The sequence below is a fragment of the uncultured Intestinibacter sp. genome, assembly GCF_902468165.1.
Lineage (GTDB): Bacteria > Bacillota > Clostridia > Peptostreptococcales > Peptostreptococcaceae > Intestinibacter.
Genome location: NZ_CABQXJ010000002.1, coordinates 12,274 through 28,436, shown reverse-complemented (window position 1 = coordinate 28,436; position 16,163 = coordinate 12,274). Strand labels below are relative to the sequence as shown.

Here is a 16,163-nt window from a genome sequence, read left to right as displayed (position 1 = left end):
GCCTTTCTTAATGATAAAATTACCTTATAATATATAATGTAAAATATGCTCAGAATTGACTTAATTTAGGGCATATAAATTTAACCTAAAATGGAAAGGTGAATTCAGTGACTAAGAAAAGAACAAATAATCCAAGAACTACCTCAAATCAAGGTAATAAAACAAATACTCAAAATAGAAGACCGCAGACAAAGACGGCACAAAGGCCTACACAACCGCGAAAAAACAAAAAACAAAAAGGTTTACATAGAAAAAAATCATCAACTAAAAGGAAAAAACAACTAATAGTTTTAGTAGGGTTAATCATATTGATTTCTGTTGTAGGATTTATAGGAAAGAAAACATACAATTTCGTAAGTACTATTTGGCCAAATGTAATATCACTAAAAAATTCTCTGACAGGTGGAGCCATTGACACTTCAAACGTAAACACCGACGAGCAATACGACGTAGGTGACGAAAAAGAAGCAACTCTACAAGTTAGACACAATGTATTTATAGATGCCGGTTGTGGCGGAAACGAAACAGGATATATAACAAATGACAAAGTAAAAGAAAAAGAACTAAACTTAGAAATTGCAAAAAAAGTAGCAAAAGAGTTAAACAAACAACAAGATATCAACGTAATACTCTCTAGACAAGATGATGTCTACATGAGCCCAGACGAAAGAAAATCTCTAGCAGAAAGTCAAAATGCTGAGGTATTTGTATCTATCCATATGGCTGCTGAGACTACAGGAAAAGCCACAGGAATAGAAACTATATACCACAAAGATTCCAAAAATGGCTCGGCTGACTTTGCAAGTCTTATGCAAACTTCTATAGTAGCGTTTGTAAAAGCCGAAAACAGAGGAACAAATACATACAATATGAGTGTATTGAGAGATAACAGTATGCCTTCTATATATATTCAATGTGGATTTTTAAGTAACTCTGGTGAGGAGAAAAATTTAAAAGACGAAAATTACCAAAATGAATTAGCGAAAGGTATAGCACAAGGGATATTAACTTATATAGATGCCAAAAAATAAAAAAGGAAGTGCAGATATGGCTGATTTAGAAATAAAGAAAATTTTAATTGAAGAATCTTTGAGAAAAAATCAAATGTCGCAGATTTTTGATGTGGTGAAAAACGAAAAAATGGTGTTTTTCAGATCACTACAACAATACAAAAACAACAAATTTTTATTAGGCATAATACTAGACGAATCTGCCTACACTACAATTACGATATTTTTCGGGAAAGTAGCAGACGAGTCCAAAAAAGACATAATAATTAAATTAATAAATGAATTAAACGGTATACATAATGTAGAAAAATTTGTACTAAACAGAAATGACGAGCTTTTAGTCCAAATTCCTTATGTCTCACTATCACAAGACTTCAACGGAGACGTAGCGATAGACTTATTGAGAACACTTTATCACATGCTTGTCCACAATGCATACGACAAGTTTGAAGAAATCCTAGGGGAGAGTATGTATAACCAGATATAATTAACTAGCTTAAATACAAAATCAAATAAAATTAGCAATACTCTAAAGCCAAATTTAGATAAAAATCAATCTAAATTTGGCTTTTTTACATGCAGAAATCAAAATATAACTATATAATTATTTACAGGACTAACTTTTAGTTTAAGTAGTAGTGATTTCGTTTAAATTTATTTGATGGGGGGCGACTATGGAAGAAAGTTTTGAAGTTTCAAAGAGGTATGAGAATAATTTAGATATTAAAAAGAGAAAAAATCAGGGGATTTATTATACGCCATACGTTGTTGTGGAGTATATATTAGAGCAGACAGTACAAAAACACGATGTAGTAGATGAGCCGTATCCAAAGGTGCTCGATATGTGTTGTGGCTGTGGAAATTTCTTAATAAGTGCATATGAAATACTTCACAAAAAGTTTTTGGAAAATATAGATAATTTAAGGGTGAAATATGGAAGAGGTTTTATTTCATCAGAAGATATAAGTCTGCATATTATAAAAAACTGCATTTTTGCAGTAGATACAGACGAAGATGCATTATTTATATTTAAAAGACAAATTATGAATATTTTAAAAGATGAGCTTAGCGAAATTTATAAAGATAAATTTCTAATTAGTGAGGACGAGCTAGACGAGATTTTATTTGATAAATACGAGAAAAATCTCAATATACTTTGTGCTGACAGCTTAAAAACAGACTTATGCGAAGTCTTTTCTATAAAAAAGTTTGACTATATTGTCGGCAACCCGCCATACATTGGTCAAAAACTTTTAGACAACGAATATAAAAAATTTTTATACAAGGAATTTGGTGATGTATATAAAAACAAAGGGGATCTTTATTTTTGCTTTTATAAAAGAATACTGGATTTATTAAAAGAAGATGGAAAATCAGGGATTATTACACCGAGGTATTTTATGCAGAGTCCATCTGGAAAGTATCTTAGAAAATACATGATAGACAATGCCAAGATAGACAATATAGTTGACTTTCTAGGTGCGAATTTATTCTCAAACCTAGGAATTGCAAGTTGTATCGTAGTGTTTGAGCATAAAAACAAAAAAGATAAATACATACAATACTATAAAATAATAGATGAAAATATCAATATAAAGAAAATAGACAACTTAGGATTATATTTAAAACAAGATAATTTTAAAAAAATCATGGTAAATATCGAGTCACTTGGGGAAGATTGGTTAATGCTAGACCAGGTAGAATTCGAATTTTATAACAAAATCCAAAATAAGTGTCAATATTTTTTAGATGAAATAGGTGAGAGTTTTCAGGGGATAATCACAGGTTGCGACAAGGCATTCGTCGTAAATAAAGACGACAAAAATATAAGCAAAATAGACAAAAATCTACTAAAAAACTGGATTAAAAATACAAATGTCGAAAAGTACATAATTGATAATTCAAATTATAAATTGATATATTCAAACGACATAAAAACAGAACAGGACCATCCATTTGTTATAGATAATTACTTTATGCCATATAAACAAAAGCTCCAAAACAGGAGAGAATGTATACGAAATAGCCGAAAATGGTACGAACTTCAGTGGGGAAGAGAAAAATCCCTATTTGAGCAGACAAAAATAATGTATCCATATAAGTCTAGAAACAACAGATTTGCGATAGACTTTGATAATAGCTATGGAAGTGCAGATGTGTATTCATTTTTTATAAAAGAAAAATACAAAGATGAATTTTCATATGAATACTTAGTCGGGCTATTAAATTCAAAAGTATACGATAAATATTTTAAGATAATAGGTAAAGAAATGGGCAAAAAAATATTCGATTATTATCCGAATAGAGTTATGAAATTAAAGATTTTTAAAGATGAAAATTACAAAAAAATAGAGTCATTATCAAAAGAAATAATATTCCTCTCAAGAAAAAAACTATCTATAATAAATGAATTAGAAAGTACTTCAAAAAAATTAGCAATTTCAAGCGATTTAACTAAAATAACAACTTGTGAAAACGTTATGGAAATACAAGACAAAAATATTTCGCTCTTAAAAGAAAAACATTACCTTGAAAATAAAATCGATTTCATAGAAAATATAATAGAGGAAATAATTAAAAAATCTTTAAATTTAAATCATGACACTAATTTGGATTAAAACTTAAAAATTAGGTGATGTAAATGAAAGGTTTAGTATTAGAAGGGGGAGGCACTAAAGGTGCTTACCAATTAGGGGCTTATAAAGCTTTAAAAGAATTAGGTGTCGAGTTCGACGGTGTAGTTGGAACTTCAATTGGGGCATTAAATGCAGCATTTATAGTCCAGGGGGACTATGAAATAATGAAAGACATCTGGTTAAATAGGGATTATAAAAGTTTTATGGACATAGAAGAAGACTTCTATGAAAAATATAAAAATGTGGAGTTTAAGGCAAAAGATATAAATGTAGTCATAGATCTTATGAATAAAGCCAGAAAAAACGAAGGAATAGATATAACTCCTCTTAAAAATTTACTAAAAGAAAATATAGACGAAGAAAAAATAAGAAATTCATCAAAAGATTTTGGATTAGTAACAGTATACTTAGACAAAAAAATCATCCCACAACACTTGATGAAAGAGGACATACCGCAGGGGAAATTGGTAGATTATTTAATCGCAAGTTCGAGCTTACCTATATTTCAATTAGATAAATTTGAAGATAAACGTTATCTAGATGGCTTTTTATCAGATAATACGCCAGTTGGGTTATTGGCGAATAAAGGATATAATGATATAATAGTAATTAGATTATCGAATGATGCCGCAGGAGATAAAAGTTTGCAAAAATATGTAGATTTAAATCTAACAGTGATAAAACCTTCGATGGTTTTGGGAGGTTCTCTAAACAAGGACAAAGACCATATGGAGACATTGTTCAAACTTGGATATATGGATACAATGAAAGTATTTAAAAGATACGATGGGGTGAAGTATTTCTTTAATGCAGATTTCATATATGACGAAGAGACATGCTTTAATTTGATAAGTAACATAGATATAAAAACGATAGAATACATATGCAAGATCTTAAAAATAAGGAGAAAACCAAGCCTAAGAGTTTTATTAGAAGAAATCATACCACAACTTGGGGATATGTTTCATTTGGAAAAGGAATTTACATATAAAGATATTTTTTACAGTATATATGAAAGAAAACTTGAGGAAAATAATATAGACGTTTTGAATTTATACGATTTTTCAAAGGTTATAGACTCAGTCAATTCACAAATTGACTCAATTAATTTCGATTATGAAAATAATGAAAATAAATCCATTATTTTGTTAAATAAAAAAGAAAAAAATGAAAAGGCGATAACAAATAAACTACTAAACGATTTTAAAAATCAAAGTTTAAGAAAAATGCCTATATAAGTTTTTATGTGTATTAATTAGGAGGTACAAAATGGAAAAGACAGTAGTAATAAAAAATGCAACAGGATTACATGCTAGACCAGCAGGGATGTTCGTTAAAAAAGCATCTGAATTCACTTCAACAGTAGAAGTATTAGCTAAAGGAAAAACTGTAAATGCTAAATCAATCATGGGAATAATGAGCTTAGGTTTAGGTCAAGGTGAAGAAATAGTTGTTAAAGCTGAAGGTGCAGATGATGCAGCAGCAGTTGACGCATTAGTAGAATTAATCGAAAGCGGATTTGGTGAATAATATCCAAATCCACATACAATATAAAACCTGGGGAAACCCAGGTTTTTAAAAATCAAACTGCAAACTATCTAAAAGAAGTTAAAATAAAAGTGAAAATAATAAATAATAAAAAGAAGTAAGGGTATATTTTAGGAGGAGTAAAAAAGATGTTTAAAGGAACAGCAGCATCACCAGGTATAGTACTTGGGAAAGCGTTAGTATTAGAGCACAATGAATTAGTCATAGAAAAGAAATCGATATCAGACGTAGAAACAGAAATAGCTAGATTAAACGAGGCAGTAGCTATATCAAAAACTGAACTTGAAAAAGTAAGAGATAAAGCAAAAGTTGAATTAGGTGAAGAAGAGGCACAAATATTTGAGTCACACTTATTAGTTTTAGAAGATCCTGAACTACTAGGCTCTACAATGGACAAAGTGAAAACTGAAAATGTCAATGCAGACTTTGCATTAAACGAAATAAAAGAGATGTTCGTTGGAATGTTTGAAGCTATGGACAACGAATATATGAGAGAGAGAGCGGCTGACATAAAAGACGTTACAAACAGAATATTAAGACACTTACTAGGTGTAAAAATAGTAGACTTAGCTGCATTAGAAGATGAAGTAGTTTTAGTTGCACACGACTTAACTCCATCAGATACAGCTACAATGGACAAAAAGAAAGTATTAGGATTCTTAACTGATATCGGTGGTAGAACTTCTCATACAGCTATAATGGCAAGAACTTTAGAAGTTGCTGCAGTAGTTGGACTAACAGATGCTACACAAAAAATAAAAGACGGGGACTTTGTTGTATTTAACGGAGATACTGGAGAAGTAATAGTAAATCCAGACGAAGAAACAATAGCTAAATACTCACAAATGAAAAAAGAATTCGAAGATTATAAAAAATCATTAGAATTATTAAAAGGACAACCATCTGTTACAACTGACGGAAAACATGTTGAATTAGCAGGAAACATAGGAACTCCAAATGACGTAGATGGTTTAATCAAAAACGACGCTGAAGGTGTTGGACTTTATAGAACAGAATTCTTATATATGGACAGAGTAGACTTCCCAACAGAAGACGAACAATACGAAGCTTATAAAGCAGTACTTGAAGGAATGAGCGGAAAACCAGTTGTAATAAGAACTTTAGATATAGGTGGAGATAAAAAACTTGACTACTTAGAAATGGACGAAGAAATGAATCCATTCTTAGGATACAGAGCAATCAGACTTTGCCTAGACAGAAAAGAAATATTCACAACTCAATTAAGAGCTTTATATAGAGCGAGTGTTCATGGAAAATTAAGAATAATGTTCCCAATGATATCTTCATTAGAAGAATTATTACAAGCAAAAGCAGTATGTGAAGAAGTAAAAGAAGCACTAGATAAAGAAAACATAGCTTATTCAAAAGACGTAGAAGTTGGTATGATGATAGAAGTGCCATCAGCAGCAGTAATATCAGACGTACTTGCAAAACACGTGGACTTTTTCTCAATAGGAACAAATGACTTAATCCAATATACTTGTGCAGTAGACAGAATGAACCAAAAAATAAGCTACTTATATAACCAATTCAATCCAGCAGTATTAAGATTAATAAAAATGGTTATAGAAAATGCACACAAAGAAGGTAAATGGGCAGGAATGTGTGGAGAAGCAGCAGGAGATCAAAGAATGATACCAATATTATTAGGATTTGGTCTTGATGAATTCTCAATGAGTCCAATCTCAATATTACCAGCTAGAAAATTAATAAACTCTGTGAGTCAAGCCGACATGAAATCATTCTCAGAAAAAGTGTTAGAACTTGGAACAGCACAAGAAATAGAAGCATTTATAGCAGAAACTTTTAAACATTAATTAAATAAATGCTATAAACATAGCTACCGAAAAATTTATATATAAATTTTTAAAGGTGTAAAGAAATATAGATTAAACTAATTTTCTATATTGCTTCACACCTTTTTTTTATTTAAATAACGAATGAAGTCGCCCGCGCCATGAATTTTTATAAAAAAACCAAATCGGTAGGTTTTATTCCTACGACTGGGGAAATTAAACTATAAATTATAAAATTTACATAACTCTAAAAGGTATTTTGTTTTGGTTTGCATACCAATGTGCGTACGAATTTTTCTTTCCGTAAATTGTTAAGTTTGGACAGTTTTCAAAAGCAAATTCGCTTATTGATGTTATTGTCTGTGGTATAACAACTTTTTTCAAATTCATACAACTTCTAAATGCATATTCCTCGATATTTTGGATAGTTTCTGGAAGAGTTATTTCTTCAAGATTTATGCAGTCACAAAATACTCTAGAACCGATAAATTTTAACCCATGATTTAATTTTATTTTGTTTAGATTTGTGCAACCTAAAAATGCTGTATTTTTTATGTAAGTCACCTTTTCTGGAAGTTCAATTTCTCTTAGTGATTTGCAGTTGGCAAATATTCCAGATGAAATAGATTTTAAATTTTTAGGTAGTTTGACTTTTTTTAATTTAAGGCAGTTTGAAAAAGCACCTTGTTTTATTGATAAAATTGAATCAGGCAAATCAACCTCTCTCAAATTCATACACATTGAAAAAGTTCGTGAGCCTATTGACGAGATATTAGGTGAAAATTTCACATTTTTTAAATCAGTACAATTAAAAAATGCCAAATCGTTTATAAGTTCCACACTTTCTGGAATATCAATTTCTTCTAGATTTGAGCAATATCCAAATAAATACGTATCTAAAATTTTTAACTTTGGAGAAAGAGCTATATTTTTTAAGTGGCTACATTTAAAAAATGCCCCTTCATTTATATTTTCAATATCATCTGACAAATATATATCAGATAAATTGTTACAATTTTTGAATGCGTATTTTCCAATAGTTTTTAAACTTTCTGGTAGACTTAAATATTTCAAATTTGTGCAATTTAAAAAACATTCATCAGAGATAGTTTCTAACATATCTGGAAATATTACTTCAGAAAGTGAGCTACACCCAGCAAAAAGTTTTTTGTTAAGTTCTTTCATACTTCCTAAAAAGACAATTTCTTTTAAAGATTCGCAATTAGAAAATGCCTCTCTTTCAACATTAGATATATTGTCTGGTAGATGAAGTGATTTTAAATTTATACAGTCCGAAAATCCTAGATATGGAATAGATTTAACATTTCTAGGGATATATACATTTTCAACACTTTTGTTTACACAACTTACGGCATTATTTATTATAAATAGATTTTTCAAATTATCTGGATCATCTGCTAAAAAGTCGTCGTTTAAATTTCCATGTAAATCATCAAAAATCGGCATTGTATTCCTCCTTATATAATTGATTTTTTATATAAAGTCAAGATAGGCAACCCATCAATTGCTGGGTTTACCTATAATTGTCATATCATAATGATAAGATAATATCACTTTTCAAATGGATATTCAAGTGATAAAATAATTGATAAGAGAGTCATTAAAATATGTAAATGGTATCGACATAATTTAATAAAAACCCTACATTTAAGTAAACAATCAAAATAATAAATTTACATATTAAAATGAGAATATACTTATTTAAGGAGGATAAATATGTCATCATTAACAATTAGCCCAGAAGAAGAGAAAAGAGTGAAAGGACTAGGATTTTTGAACAACAAAGGAACAGACAATTTTTCAGCAAGAGTATTAACAGTCAATGGTAAAATAACTGCAGCTCAACATAGATGTATTGCAGAAGCGGCAGAGTTATTTGGAAATGGAAATATAACATTTACAACAAGATTATCTATAGAAGTTCAAGGGATACCATTTGACAAAATTGACGATTTTAGAAATTACATAGCAAAAGAAGGCCTAAAAACTGGTGGGACAGGGGCGAAAATACGTCCGATTGTATCATGCAAGGCGACAACTTGTAAATTCGGTAGACTTGACTCATTTGCAATATCTGAAGAAATGCACCATAGATTTTTTGAAGGCTATAATGATGTAGCCCTACCACACAAATTTAAAATGGCAGTAGGCGGATGTCCAAATAACTGCATGAAACCAGACCTAAACGATATGGGGATTGTAGGTCAATTAATTCCAACTCATGACTTAGATAAATGTAAAGGATGCAAAAAGTGTAAAATAGAACAAGTATGTCCAATGGATGCATGTAAAGTTGTGGATAAAAAAATAACTAGAGACACAAATATATGTAATAATTGCGGACGTTGTGTCGGAAAATGTCCATTTGGTGTAGTCGATGAAGGTACACCGGGATACAAACTTTATATAGGTGGTAGATGGGGCAAAAAAATCTCTATAGGAAAACCACTAACTACAATTTTTAAAACACAAGAAGAAGTTCTAGACGTTATGGAAAAAGCAATCTTACTATATAAAGATCAAGGTATAAAAGGTGAGCGTTTTGAAGAAACAATAAAACGTATCGGCTTTGAAAATATAGAAGAACAACTTTTAGACGACGATTTATTAAATAGAAAAGATGAAATACTAAACAAAGAACTAGCATTAGCAAAATAAAAGTTTATATATAAAATAAAATTAAAAAATTTAATATATTTACAATTAAATTATCAAAAGAGGTTATCAATATCCAGATAACCTCTTTTTTAATATAAAATTATACTTATTTTTTAAAAATACATGTCTGGAATCCATGAAATCACGTATTCATAATCTGTTTTTATATTTGGATTCAATATTTTAAATCTTCCTTTTACCATTTGTTCCTCAAATACACTATCTAAATGGCAAAGAGCGATTCCCATATCTATTTTATTGATATCTTTAGTTTTAGTGCTGTAAAAATGAAGTCCATCATCATTTAGTACAACTCTCCATGGCTGACAATTTAGTGAAGATGGAGCAAGACGAACTGCCTCTAATGCATCTGAATAAATTCCCGCATCTTTTTTTGTAAGAGGGGTATAAAAATCGTCTTTGTGAAATAATGAGCTAAATGAATCTCTTTTGTTGTGGTTATTTCCAATTAAAAATCCTATTGGACTTCTTCTGCCGCCTTCATACCCAACAGGTGATACAACCGGTAGAACATACCCATCTTTAAGTTCAACAGCTTTTGCAAATTTCCCTTTATTAAAAGTTCCACCAAGCCAAACTGTACCAAGTCCAAGTGAAGTACAATATAAGATAACTTTTTCAAAAGTATAACCAAGCGCTTCGAGTGTAAGGGGTTTATCCTCACAATAAGCAGCCAAGAAATAACTTGGATTTTTGATAACGCCATATGTACCCAGCTTTTCGTTGTGATATCCGTCTGGTTTTAAAAGTTTAATTTGAATTTTCTTGTTGAATGGATTTGTAACACTATCGATATAAGTTTGAATTTTTTCTAAAATACTTTCATCTATCGGATTATTGCTATAAGTCCTGACAGAATGTCTACTTTTTATAACTTCAAGAATAGATTGTTTCATAGGATGAACCTCCTTAATTTACACAAATATGATATAAGAAAATAATAATTTAAGCTATTTTAAAATATAAATTTTCTTATACTTAAATTATAACATGAAAACCCAATTCTTGAAGAAAATGTAGTTATCTAAATTAATCACTTCAATATAACATAAAATATATTAGATAGTGCTATAATGTAATAAATAAGGGGGGAGCGAAATGTTTAACCTACCGTACAATAAATTTCACAAAACACTAGAAATAGTAACTTTTATTTTGCTGTTAGCACAAATTGTATATACTGCTGTTTTATATCCGCAGTTGCCGAGCAAAATACCATCACATTTTAACTTAGAAGGACAAATAGATGGTTGGTCAGGAAAAGGATCGATAATAATACTTGTTATAGTTAATGTAGCATTATATATACTGCTTACTGTTACAATGTTTTTTCCAAGATTGTGGAATGTGCCGGTCAAAATTACAGATAAAAACAAAGGTATAGTGTTTAATTATACTATTAATATGGTTTTATTAGATAAACTTATCTTAGTTATGAGCTTTTCTTATATAACATATTGCTCAATTTCAGCAACTAAAATGGGGTGGTGGTTTACGCCAGTTATGCTTGTAGGAGTTTTGGGGGTGACTTTTTACTATACCTTTAAATTATTTCTAGTTAAATAAATAAGAAGTTTTTAATTGAATAGGAGATAAGACAATAAGGAGAAGAATATGAAAAATTACGATGCTTATATATTTGATTTTGATTATACATTAGCAGATGCAACAGACCCAGTAGTGGACAGTTTCACATATGCACTTGAAGAAATGAATTTAAAAAAGGCAACTCGCCAAGATATAATAAATACAATAGGAATACCAATAGGGGAGTCATATACAATTTTGACTGGTGATGATTCAGAAGAGGGTATAGATTTATTTAAAAAATATCAAAAGGAAAAATCAGATGAAATAACAGTTCCAAATACAGTTTTTATAGGTGGAGCAAGAAAAGTTTTAGAAACTCTTAAAAATAGAGGCAAAAAAATTGGAATAGTTTCATCTCGTTGGGGACAGAGAATAAACGACGTATTTGAAAATCTAGGATGTAGAGAATTAATTGACTTTATAATAGGAACAGAACATGTTGAAAATTATAAACCAAATCCAGAGGGATTATTTAAAATGATAGAAATGATGAAATGCGAATCTCCAATTTATATCGGAGACAGTTATATAGATGCAAAAGCGGCACAAAACGCCAATATAGATTTTGTCGGCGTGACAACTGGCACAACATCAAGGGAGAATTTAGAATCATACCCACATGTGGCAGTATTAGATAATTTAGAGGAGCTTTTAGAGATATAGTGGAATTAATAGATTTAGGATAAACGTAAAACGGGAAGTAATAGAGGAGAGCTAGCTGTGGATGCTCATATAGGCTCATCAATTTTAACAAAAGAACAAAACATGTCTTATAAAGACAAAGCACAACAAGATGAAGAAGAAATAAATAAAATGGGTACAGAGAAAATATCAAAATTGATGATAACTATGGGCTTACCTATGATTTTATCAATGGTAGTTCAAGCATTTTACAATATTGTAGATAGTTATTTTGTAAGTGCAATGCCAAATACAGATAAAATTGTCGGTGTTGGGGACTATGCAATGAACGCACTTACTCTAGCATTTCCAATACAAATGCTTATGGTAGCAGTTGGTGTGGGAACTGGAGTAGGAATAAACGCCTTGCTTTCAAAGACACTTGGCGAAAGAAACAAAGAAAATGCAAGTTATGTCGCAGGTAATGCAATATTTATCGGACTTTGCACATATGTAGTATTTTTATTATTTGGGTTATTCGGTGTCGATTTATATATGAATTCGCAAACATCAGACCCAATAATACTTCAAATGGGCAAAGAATATTTGGGAATATGCTGCATATTATCATTTGGGATAATATTATTTACAATTTATGAAAAACTGCTACAATCAACAGGAAAAACAGTTCTATGCACAATAGGTCAACTTGCAGGTGCGCTAACTAATATAGTACTAGATCCAATATTAATATTTGGATACTTTGGAATGCCACAAATGGGTGTTGCAGGGGCAGCATATGCCACAGTAATCGGGCAATTCGTATCTCTAATTTTAGATATGATATTCCACTATGGATTTAATAATGATGTAAATAGACAGCTTAGATATATCAAACCTAAAAAGAGAATAATAAAAGATATATATATTGTAGGAGTTCCAGCAATATTGATGCAGGCTTTGATGTCATTTATGACTTATGGAGTAAATATAATATTTATATCAGTATCTACAGCAGCAGTAACAGCATACGGAGTTTATTATAAAATACAACAATTTGTATTTTTCGCAGCATTCGGTTTAAACAACGCAATCATTCCAATTGTTTCATTTAACTATGGAATGAGAAATAAACAAAGAGTAAAAGAAGGAATATTCTACGGCATGATGTATACACTAATTATCATGGGTATAGGGTTAGCATTTTTACAAATTTTTGCACATCAAGTCGCAGGTATATTTGCATTATCTCCAGATATACAAAAATTATGCATAACTTCTATAAGAATTATAACAATAGGATATTTATTCGCCGGCGCAAACATCGCCTACCAAGGAATATTCCAAGCACTAGGATGTGGTGTCCAATCACTAATAATCTCATTACTTAGATTAATAGTAATAGCACTACCACTAGCATGGTTATTTACAAAAATACCAAACTCAGAAAATGTAATTTGGTGGGCATTCCCAATAGCAGAAGGATTCGCACTAATTGTCGCTGTATTTATAATGAAAAAAATCAATAAAGATAAAGTAAAAGAACTCGCATAATAACAGATTTAAAAATATAAGAATGTCTGTTAAATCCTCTCGCTATATAATGTATGGATTTTTGAAAAAACTTTAATTAAAATTTTAATTTTATGTCAAAACTAAAGTAGTAAGAAATTATGTGTTATTATAATAGTAGATAGATTATAAAGAGAGGTGACTTAAATGTCTATGAAAAGAGCGAATGTTGTAAGCCCTGTGCAATAATTTAGAAAGCATGTTGTATAGGGCAAGTTTATAAAAAATTAATTAAAAAATTTGCGCATGTTTTCTTAAAATTATTGCTTTTAGTTTACAAAATAAATGTAGATAGGAGCAAGGGTTTATGAAATACAAAAAAGCGCAGGATGTATTACCTCAATATATGATTGAAGATTTGCAGAAATATATAGAAGGTGGTTATCTTTATATACCTAAAAAAGAAGAGAATAAAAAGTCTTGGGGAGAAAATACGAGTACTAAAGATGAATTAAATAAAAGAAATAAAGAAATCGCCAAAAAACATAAAAATGGGAAAACTATAGAAGAATTGGCTGATGAATATTATTTAACTGGATATAGTATAAGACGAATTATTAAAAAGGTAGATTTATAAGTATAGTAATTAAAAGAATATATGTAGTAAAGAAAATATATAGTAATTAAAAAATATATATTAATTGAGATAAATATATGGCTATTGCAGAGATATTGCAATAGCCTTTTTGTTATTTTTAATTCAAATAAAAAAGTGTATATTAAATTTGTAAATTGGAAATTAAATTTAATGTTTACTTTTTAGTATTTAGATGAATTATAAAATTAACATGTTTAATTCAGAAATATTTGTGTTCTTGTGCACAATGTAAAAAGGGAGTAATTTATAAATATAAGTACTTTTAAAGAAAGGGGTGCTAATATGAGTATTTTAAACGTGGAAAATATGACTCAAGGTTTTGGGGATAAAATTATTTTTAATAATGTCAATTTCAAATTAGAAAAAAATGAGCATATTGGTCTTGTAGGGGCAAATGGTGAGGGCAAAACTACTTTTTTTAAACTTATTACAAATGAGCTACTTCCCGACAGTGGCACAATTTATTGGAATAATAAAGTTAGTATTGGATATATGGATCAAAATGTTAATATAAATAATTATCCGACAGTTAGGGAATTTTTACAAAGTGCTTTTGCGGATTTATATAAAATAGAGGAGAATTTAAACGAACTTTATAATAAAATGTCGACATCTAATGATATTGAACTTGAAAAAATAACACAGAAAGTATCAACCTTACAAGGGATGCTAGAAGATAGTGATTTTTATAGTATTGATTTAAAGATAGATGCGATTTCATACGGAATAGGAATAAATGATTTTATGTATAATAAGTCAGATGAATTGAGCGGAGGGCAAAGGAGCAAGGTTCTTTTGGCAAAGATGTTACTCGAAAAACCAGATATTTTGTTGCTTGATGAACCGACAAATCACTTAGATGAGGAAAATATAAATTGGCTAAAAAATTATCTGAAAAGCTATGAAAAATCATTTATATTGATTTCACATGATACAGAATTTATGAACGAGGTCGTAAATGTAGTTTACCATCTGGAGCATAAAAAATTCACAAGATATAATGGGGATTATAAGAAATTTCTAAAATTATATGAGCTTCACAAAGAGCAGTTAATGAGGGATTATACAAAGCAACAAAAGGAGATAAATAAACTAGAGGATTATATAAGAAAAAATAAAGTTAGGGCAGCAACAGCAGCACAGGCAAAGGCTAGAGAAAAGAAGCTTATGAAGATGGATAAAATAGAAATAAGTAAGCAAAAACCAAAGCCACATTTTGATTTTAAATTTTCTAAGCCATCCTGGAGCGTTATTTTCAAAACTAAAAATTTAGTAATAGGATATGACACACCACTCACAAAACAACTCAATTTAAAGATGGATAAAAATAAAAAAATAGCAATTATCGGTGCAAATGGAATAGGCAAGACAACTTTATTAAAAACTTTGATGAAAGTTATAAATCCAATAGAAGGGAAAGTTATGTTAGATGAGCAACATTTGGATATAGGTTATTATGAACAAGAAAATTATTATACAGAAAATGTTGTTATTGACGAGATTTCAAATGAATTTCCTAAAAATACGAAAACAGAAGTGAGGCGAATGTTGGCAAGGTGTGGATTGACAGATGAGCACATAAACAGCAAGCTTTGCAAACTTAGTGGAGGGGAACAAGCAAAGGTAAGGCTTTGTAAAGTTATCAACAACCCAAGTAATATACTATTTTTAGATGAACCGACAAATCATTTAGACGTAGATGCAAAGGAAGAATTAAAAAGAGCTCTTATAAATTATGAGGGTAGTATAGTTTTAGTAAGTCATGATAGAGATTTTTACAAAGATATTGTGACTACAGTTTGGAATTGTGAAAACTGGATAATATAAAGTCTGTAAACACCATATATAGTAAAAGATAAAAAACATCTACTATATATGGTGTTTTATTTTTAAAAAAATACAAAAAATAAATTAAAAAAGAAATTATGTGGGTATAAATCATAAATGGACATTATATAGATATAGACTTTAAGCCCAAGACAAATTTCTACACTTATTATTTCAAACCTTAAAATGTGTAAAAATCTTATAAATAATTATTGTGGGCAAGATAAAAACGAAATTATAAATA

14 protein-coding genes are annotated in these 16,163 nt (G+C 29.8%); 12 read left to right on the top strand and 2 right to left on the bottom strand.

Features of this window, described 5'->3' with window-relative positions; all coding sequences use genetic code 11:
• Positions 1-107 precede the first annotated feature (107 nt).
• From RDX53_RS00570 to ptsP, 6 genes are all read left to right on the top strand, one after another.
• Positions 108-1,031 carry an N-acetylmuramoyl-L-alanine amidase gene (locus tag RDX53_RS00570; protein WP_307993465.1) on the top strand — a complete coding sequence of 308 codons (924 nt, stop codon included), beginning with the start codon at positions 108-110 and terminating at the stop codon, positions 1,029-1,031.
• Positions 1,018-1,497 carry a hypothetical protein gene (locus RDX53_RS00565; protein WP_243269516.1) on the top strand — a complete coding sequence of 160 codons (480 nt, stop codon included), beginning with the start codon at positions 1,018-1,020 and terminating at the stop codon, positions 1,495-1,497. The genes RDX53_RS00570 and RDX53_RS00565 overlap by 14 nt, the downstream gene beginning before the upstream one ends.
• 187 nt (positions 1,498-1,684) lie before the next feature.
• Positions 1,685-3,628, top strand: coding sequence for an N-6 DNA methylase (locus RDX53_RS00560; protein WP_307993464.1), 1,944 nt, complete (start codon positions 1,685-1,687; stop codon positions 3,626-3,628).
• 23 nt (positions 3,629-3,651) lie between these two features.
• Positions 3,652-4,884: a patatin-like phospholipase family protein gene (locus tag RDX53_RS00555; RefSeq protein WP_195928902.1), complete on the top strand. Its 1,233-nt coding sequence runs from the start codon at positions 3,652-3,654 to the stop codon at positions 4,882-4,884.
• 31 nt (positions 4,885-4,915) lie between these two features.
• Positions 4,916-5,176 carry an HPr family phosphocarrier protein gene (locus tag RDX53_RS00550; RefSeq protein ID WP_007287452.1) on the top strand — a complete coding sequence of 87 codons (261 nt, stop codon included), beginning with the start codon at positions 4,916-4,918 and terminating at the stop codon, positions 5,174-5,176.
• Between the two features lie 146 nt (positions 5,177-5,322).
• Complete coding sequence (ptsP, locus tag RDX53_RS00545) at positions 5,323-7,032, top strand: phosphoenolpyruvate--protein phosphotransferase (protein ID WP_295733871.1); 1,710 nt, start codon at positions 5,323-5,325, stop codon at positions 7,030-7,032.
• 216 nt (positions 7,033-7,248) lie between these two features.
• Here the strand turns inward: ptsP and RDX53_RS00540 are convergent, their stop codons facing one another.
• The gene (locus tag RDX53_RS00540) at positions 7,249-8,478 is read right to left on the bottom strand and encodes a leucine-rich repeat domain-containing protein (protein WP_295575624.1); all 1,230 of its coding nucleotides are present in this window, start codon (positions 8,476-8,478) and stop codon (positions 7,249-7,251) included.
• A gap of 270 nt (positions 8,479-8,748) precedes the next feature.
• Between RDX53_RS00540 and RDX53_RS00535 the strand changes: the two genes are divergently transcribed.
• A complete protein-coding gene (locus RDX53_RS00535) occupies positions 8,749-9,690 on the top strand; it encodes a (4Fe-4S)-binding protein (RefSeq protein WP_195928908.1) in 942 nt (313 codons plus the stop codon).
• A 113-nt stretch (positions 9,691-9,803) separates the two neighbouring features.
• On the opposite strand, the gene RDX53_RS00530 is transcribed toward RDX53_RS00535, so the two are convergent.
• Positions 9,804-10,607: a nitroreductase family protein gene (locus RDX53_RS00530; protein WP_195928910.1), complete on the bottom strand. Its 804-nt coding sequence runs from the start codon at positions 10,605-10,607 to the stop codon at positions 9,804-9,806.
• Between the two features lie 202 nt (positions 10,608-10,809).
• Here RDX53_RS00530 and RDX53_RS00525 point away from each other — a divergent pair, with 202 nt between their 5' ends.
• The 5 genes from RDX53_RS00525 to RDX53_RS00505 all read left to right on the top strand — a co-directional run bounded on the left by RDX53_RS00525 (position 10,810) and on the right by RDX53_RS00505 (position 15,919).
• Positions 10,810-11,277: a DUF1648 domain-containing protein gene (locus RDX53_RS00525; protein WP_195928912.1), complete on the top strand. Its 468-nt coding sequence runs from the start codon at positions 10,810-10,812 to the stop codon at positions 11,275-11,277.
• A gap of 48 nt (positions 11,278-11,325) precedes the next feature.
• Positions 11,326-11,964 carry an HAD family hydrolase gene (locus RDX53_RS00520; RefSeq protein WP_295575632.1) on the top strand — a complete coding sequence of 213 codons (639 nt, stop codon included), beginning with the start codon at positions 11,326-11,328 and terminating at the stop codon, positions 11,962-11,964.
• A gap of 57 nt (positions 11,965-12,021) precedes the next feature.
• Positions 12,022-13,476, top strand: a complete 1,455-nt coding sequence (locus RDX53_RS00515; RefSeq protein ID WP_331606430.1) for an MATE family efflux transporter — start codon at positions 12,022-12,024, stop codon at positions 13,474-13,476.
• A gap of 325 nt (positions 13,477-13,801) precedes the next feature.
• On the top strand, positions 13,802-14,071 hold the full coding sequence (locus RDX53_RS00510; protein WP_295575636.1) for a CD3324 family protein: 270 nt from the start codon (positions 13,802-13,804) through the stop codon (positions 14,069-14,071).
• A 303-nt stretch (positions 14,072-14,374) separates the two neighbouring features.
• Complete coding sequence (locus tag RDX53_RS00505; protein ID WP_295575639.1) at positions 14,375-15,919, top strand: ABC-F family ATP-binding cassette domain-containing protein; 1,545 nt, start codon at positions 14,375-14,377, stop codon at positions 15,917-15,919.
• The last annotated feature ends 244 nt before the right edge of the window (positions 15,920-16,163 follow it).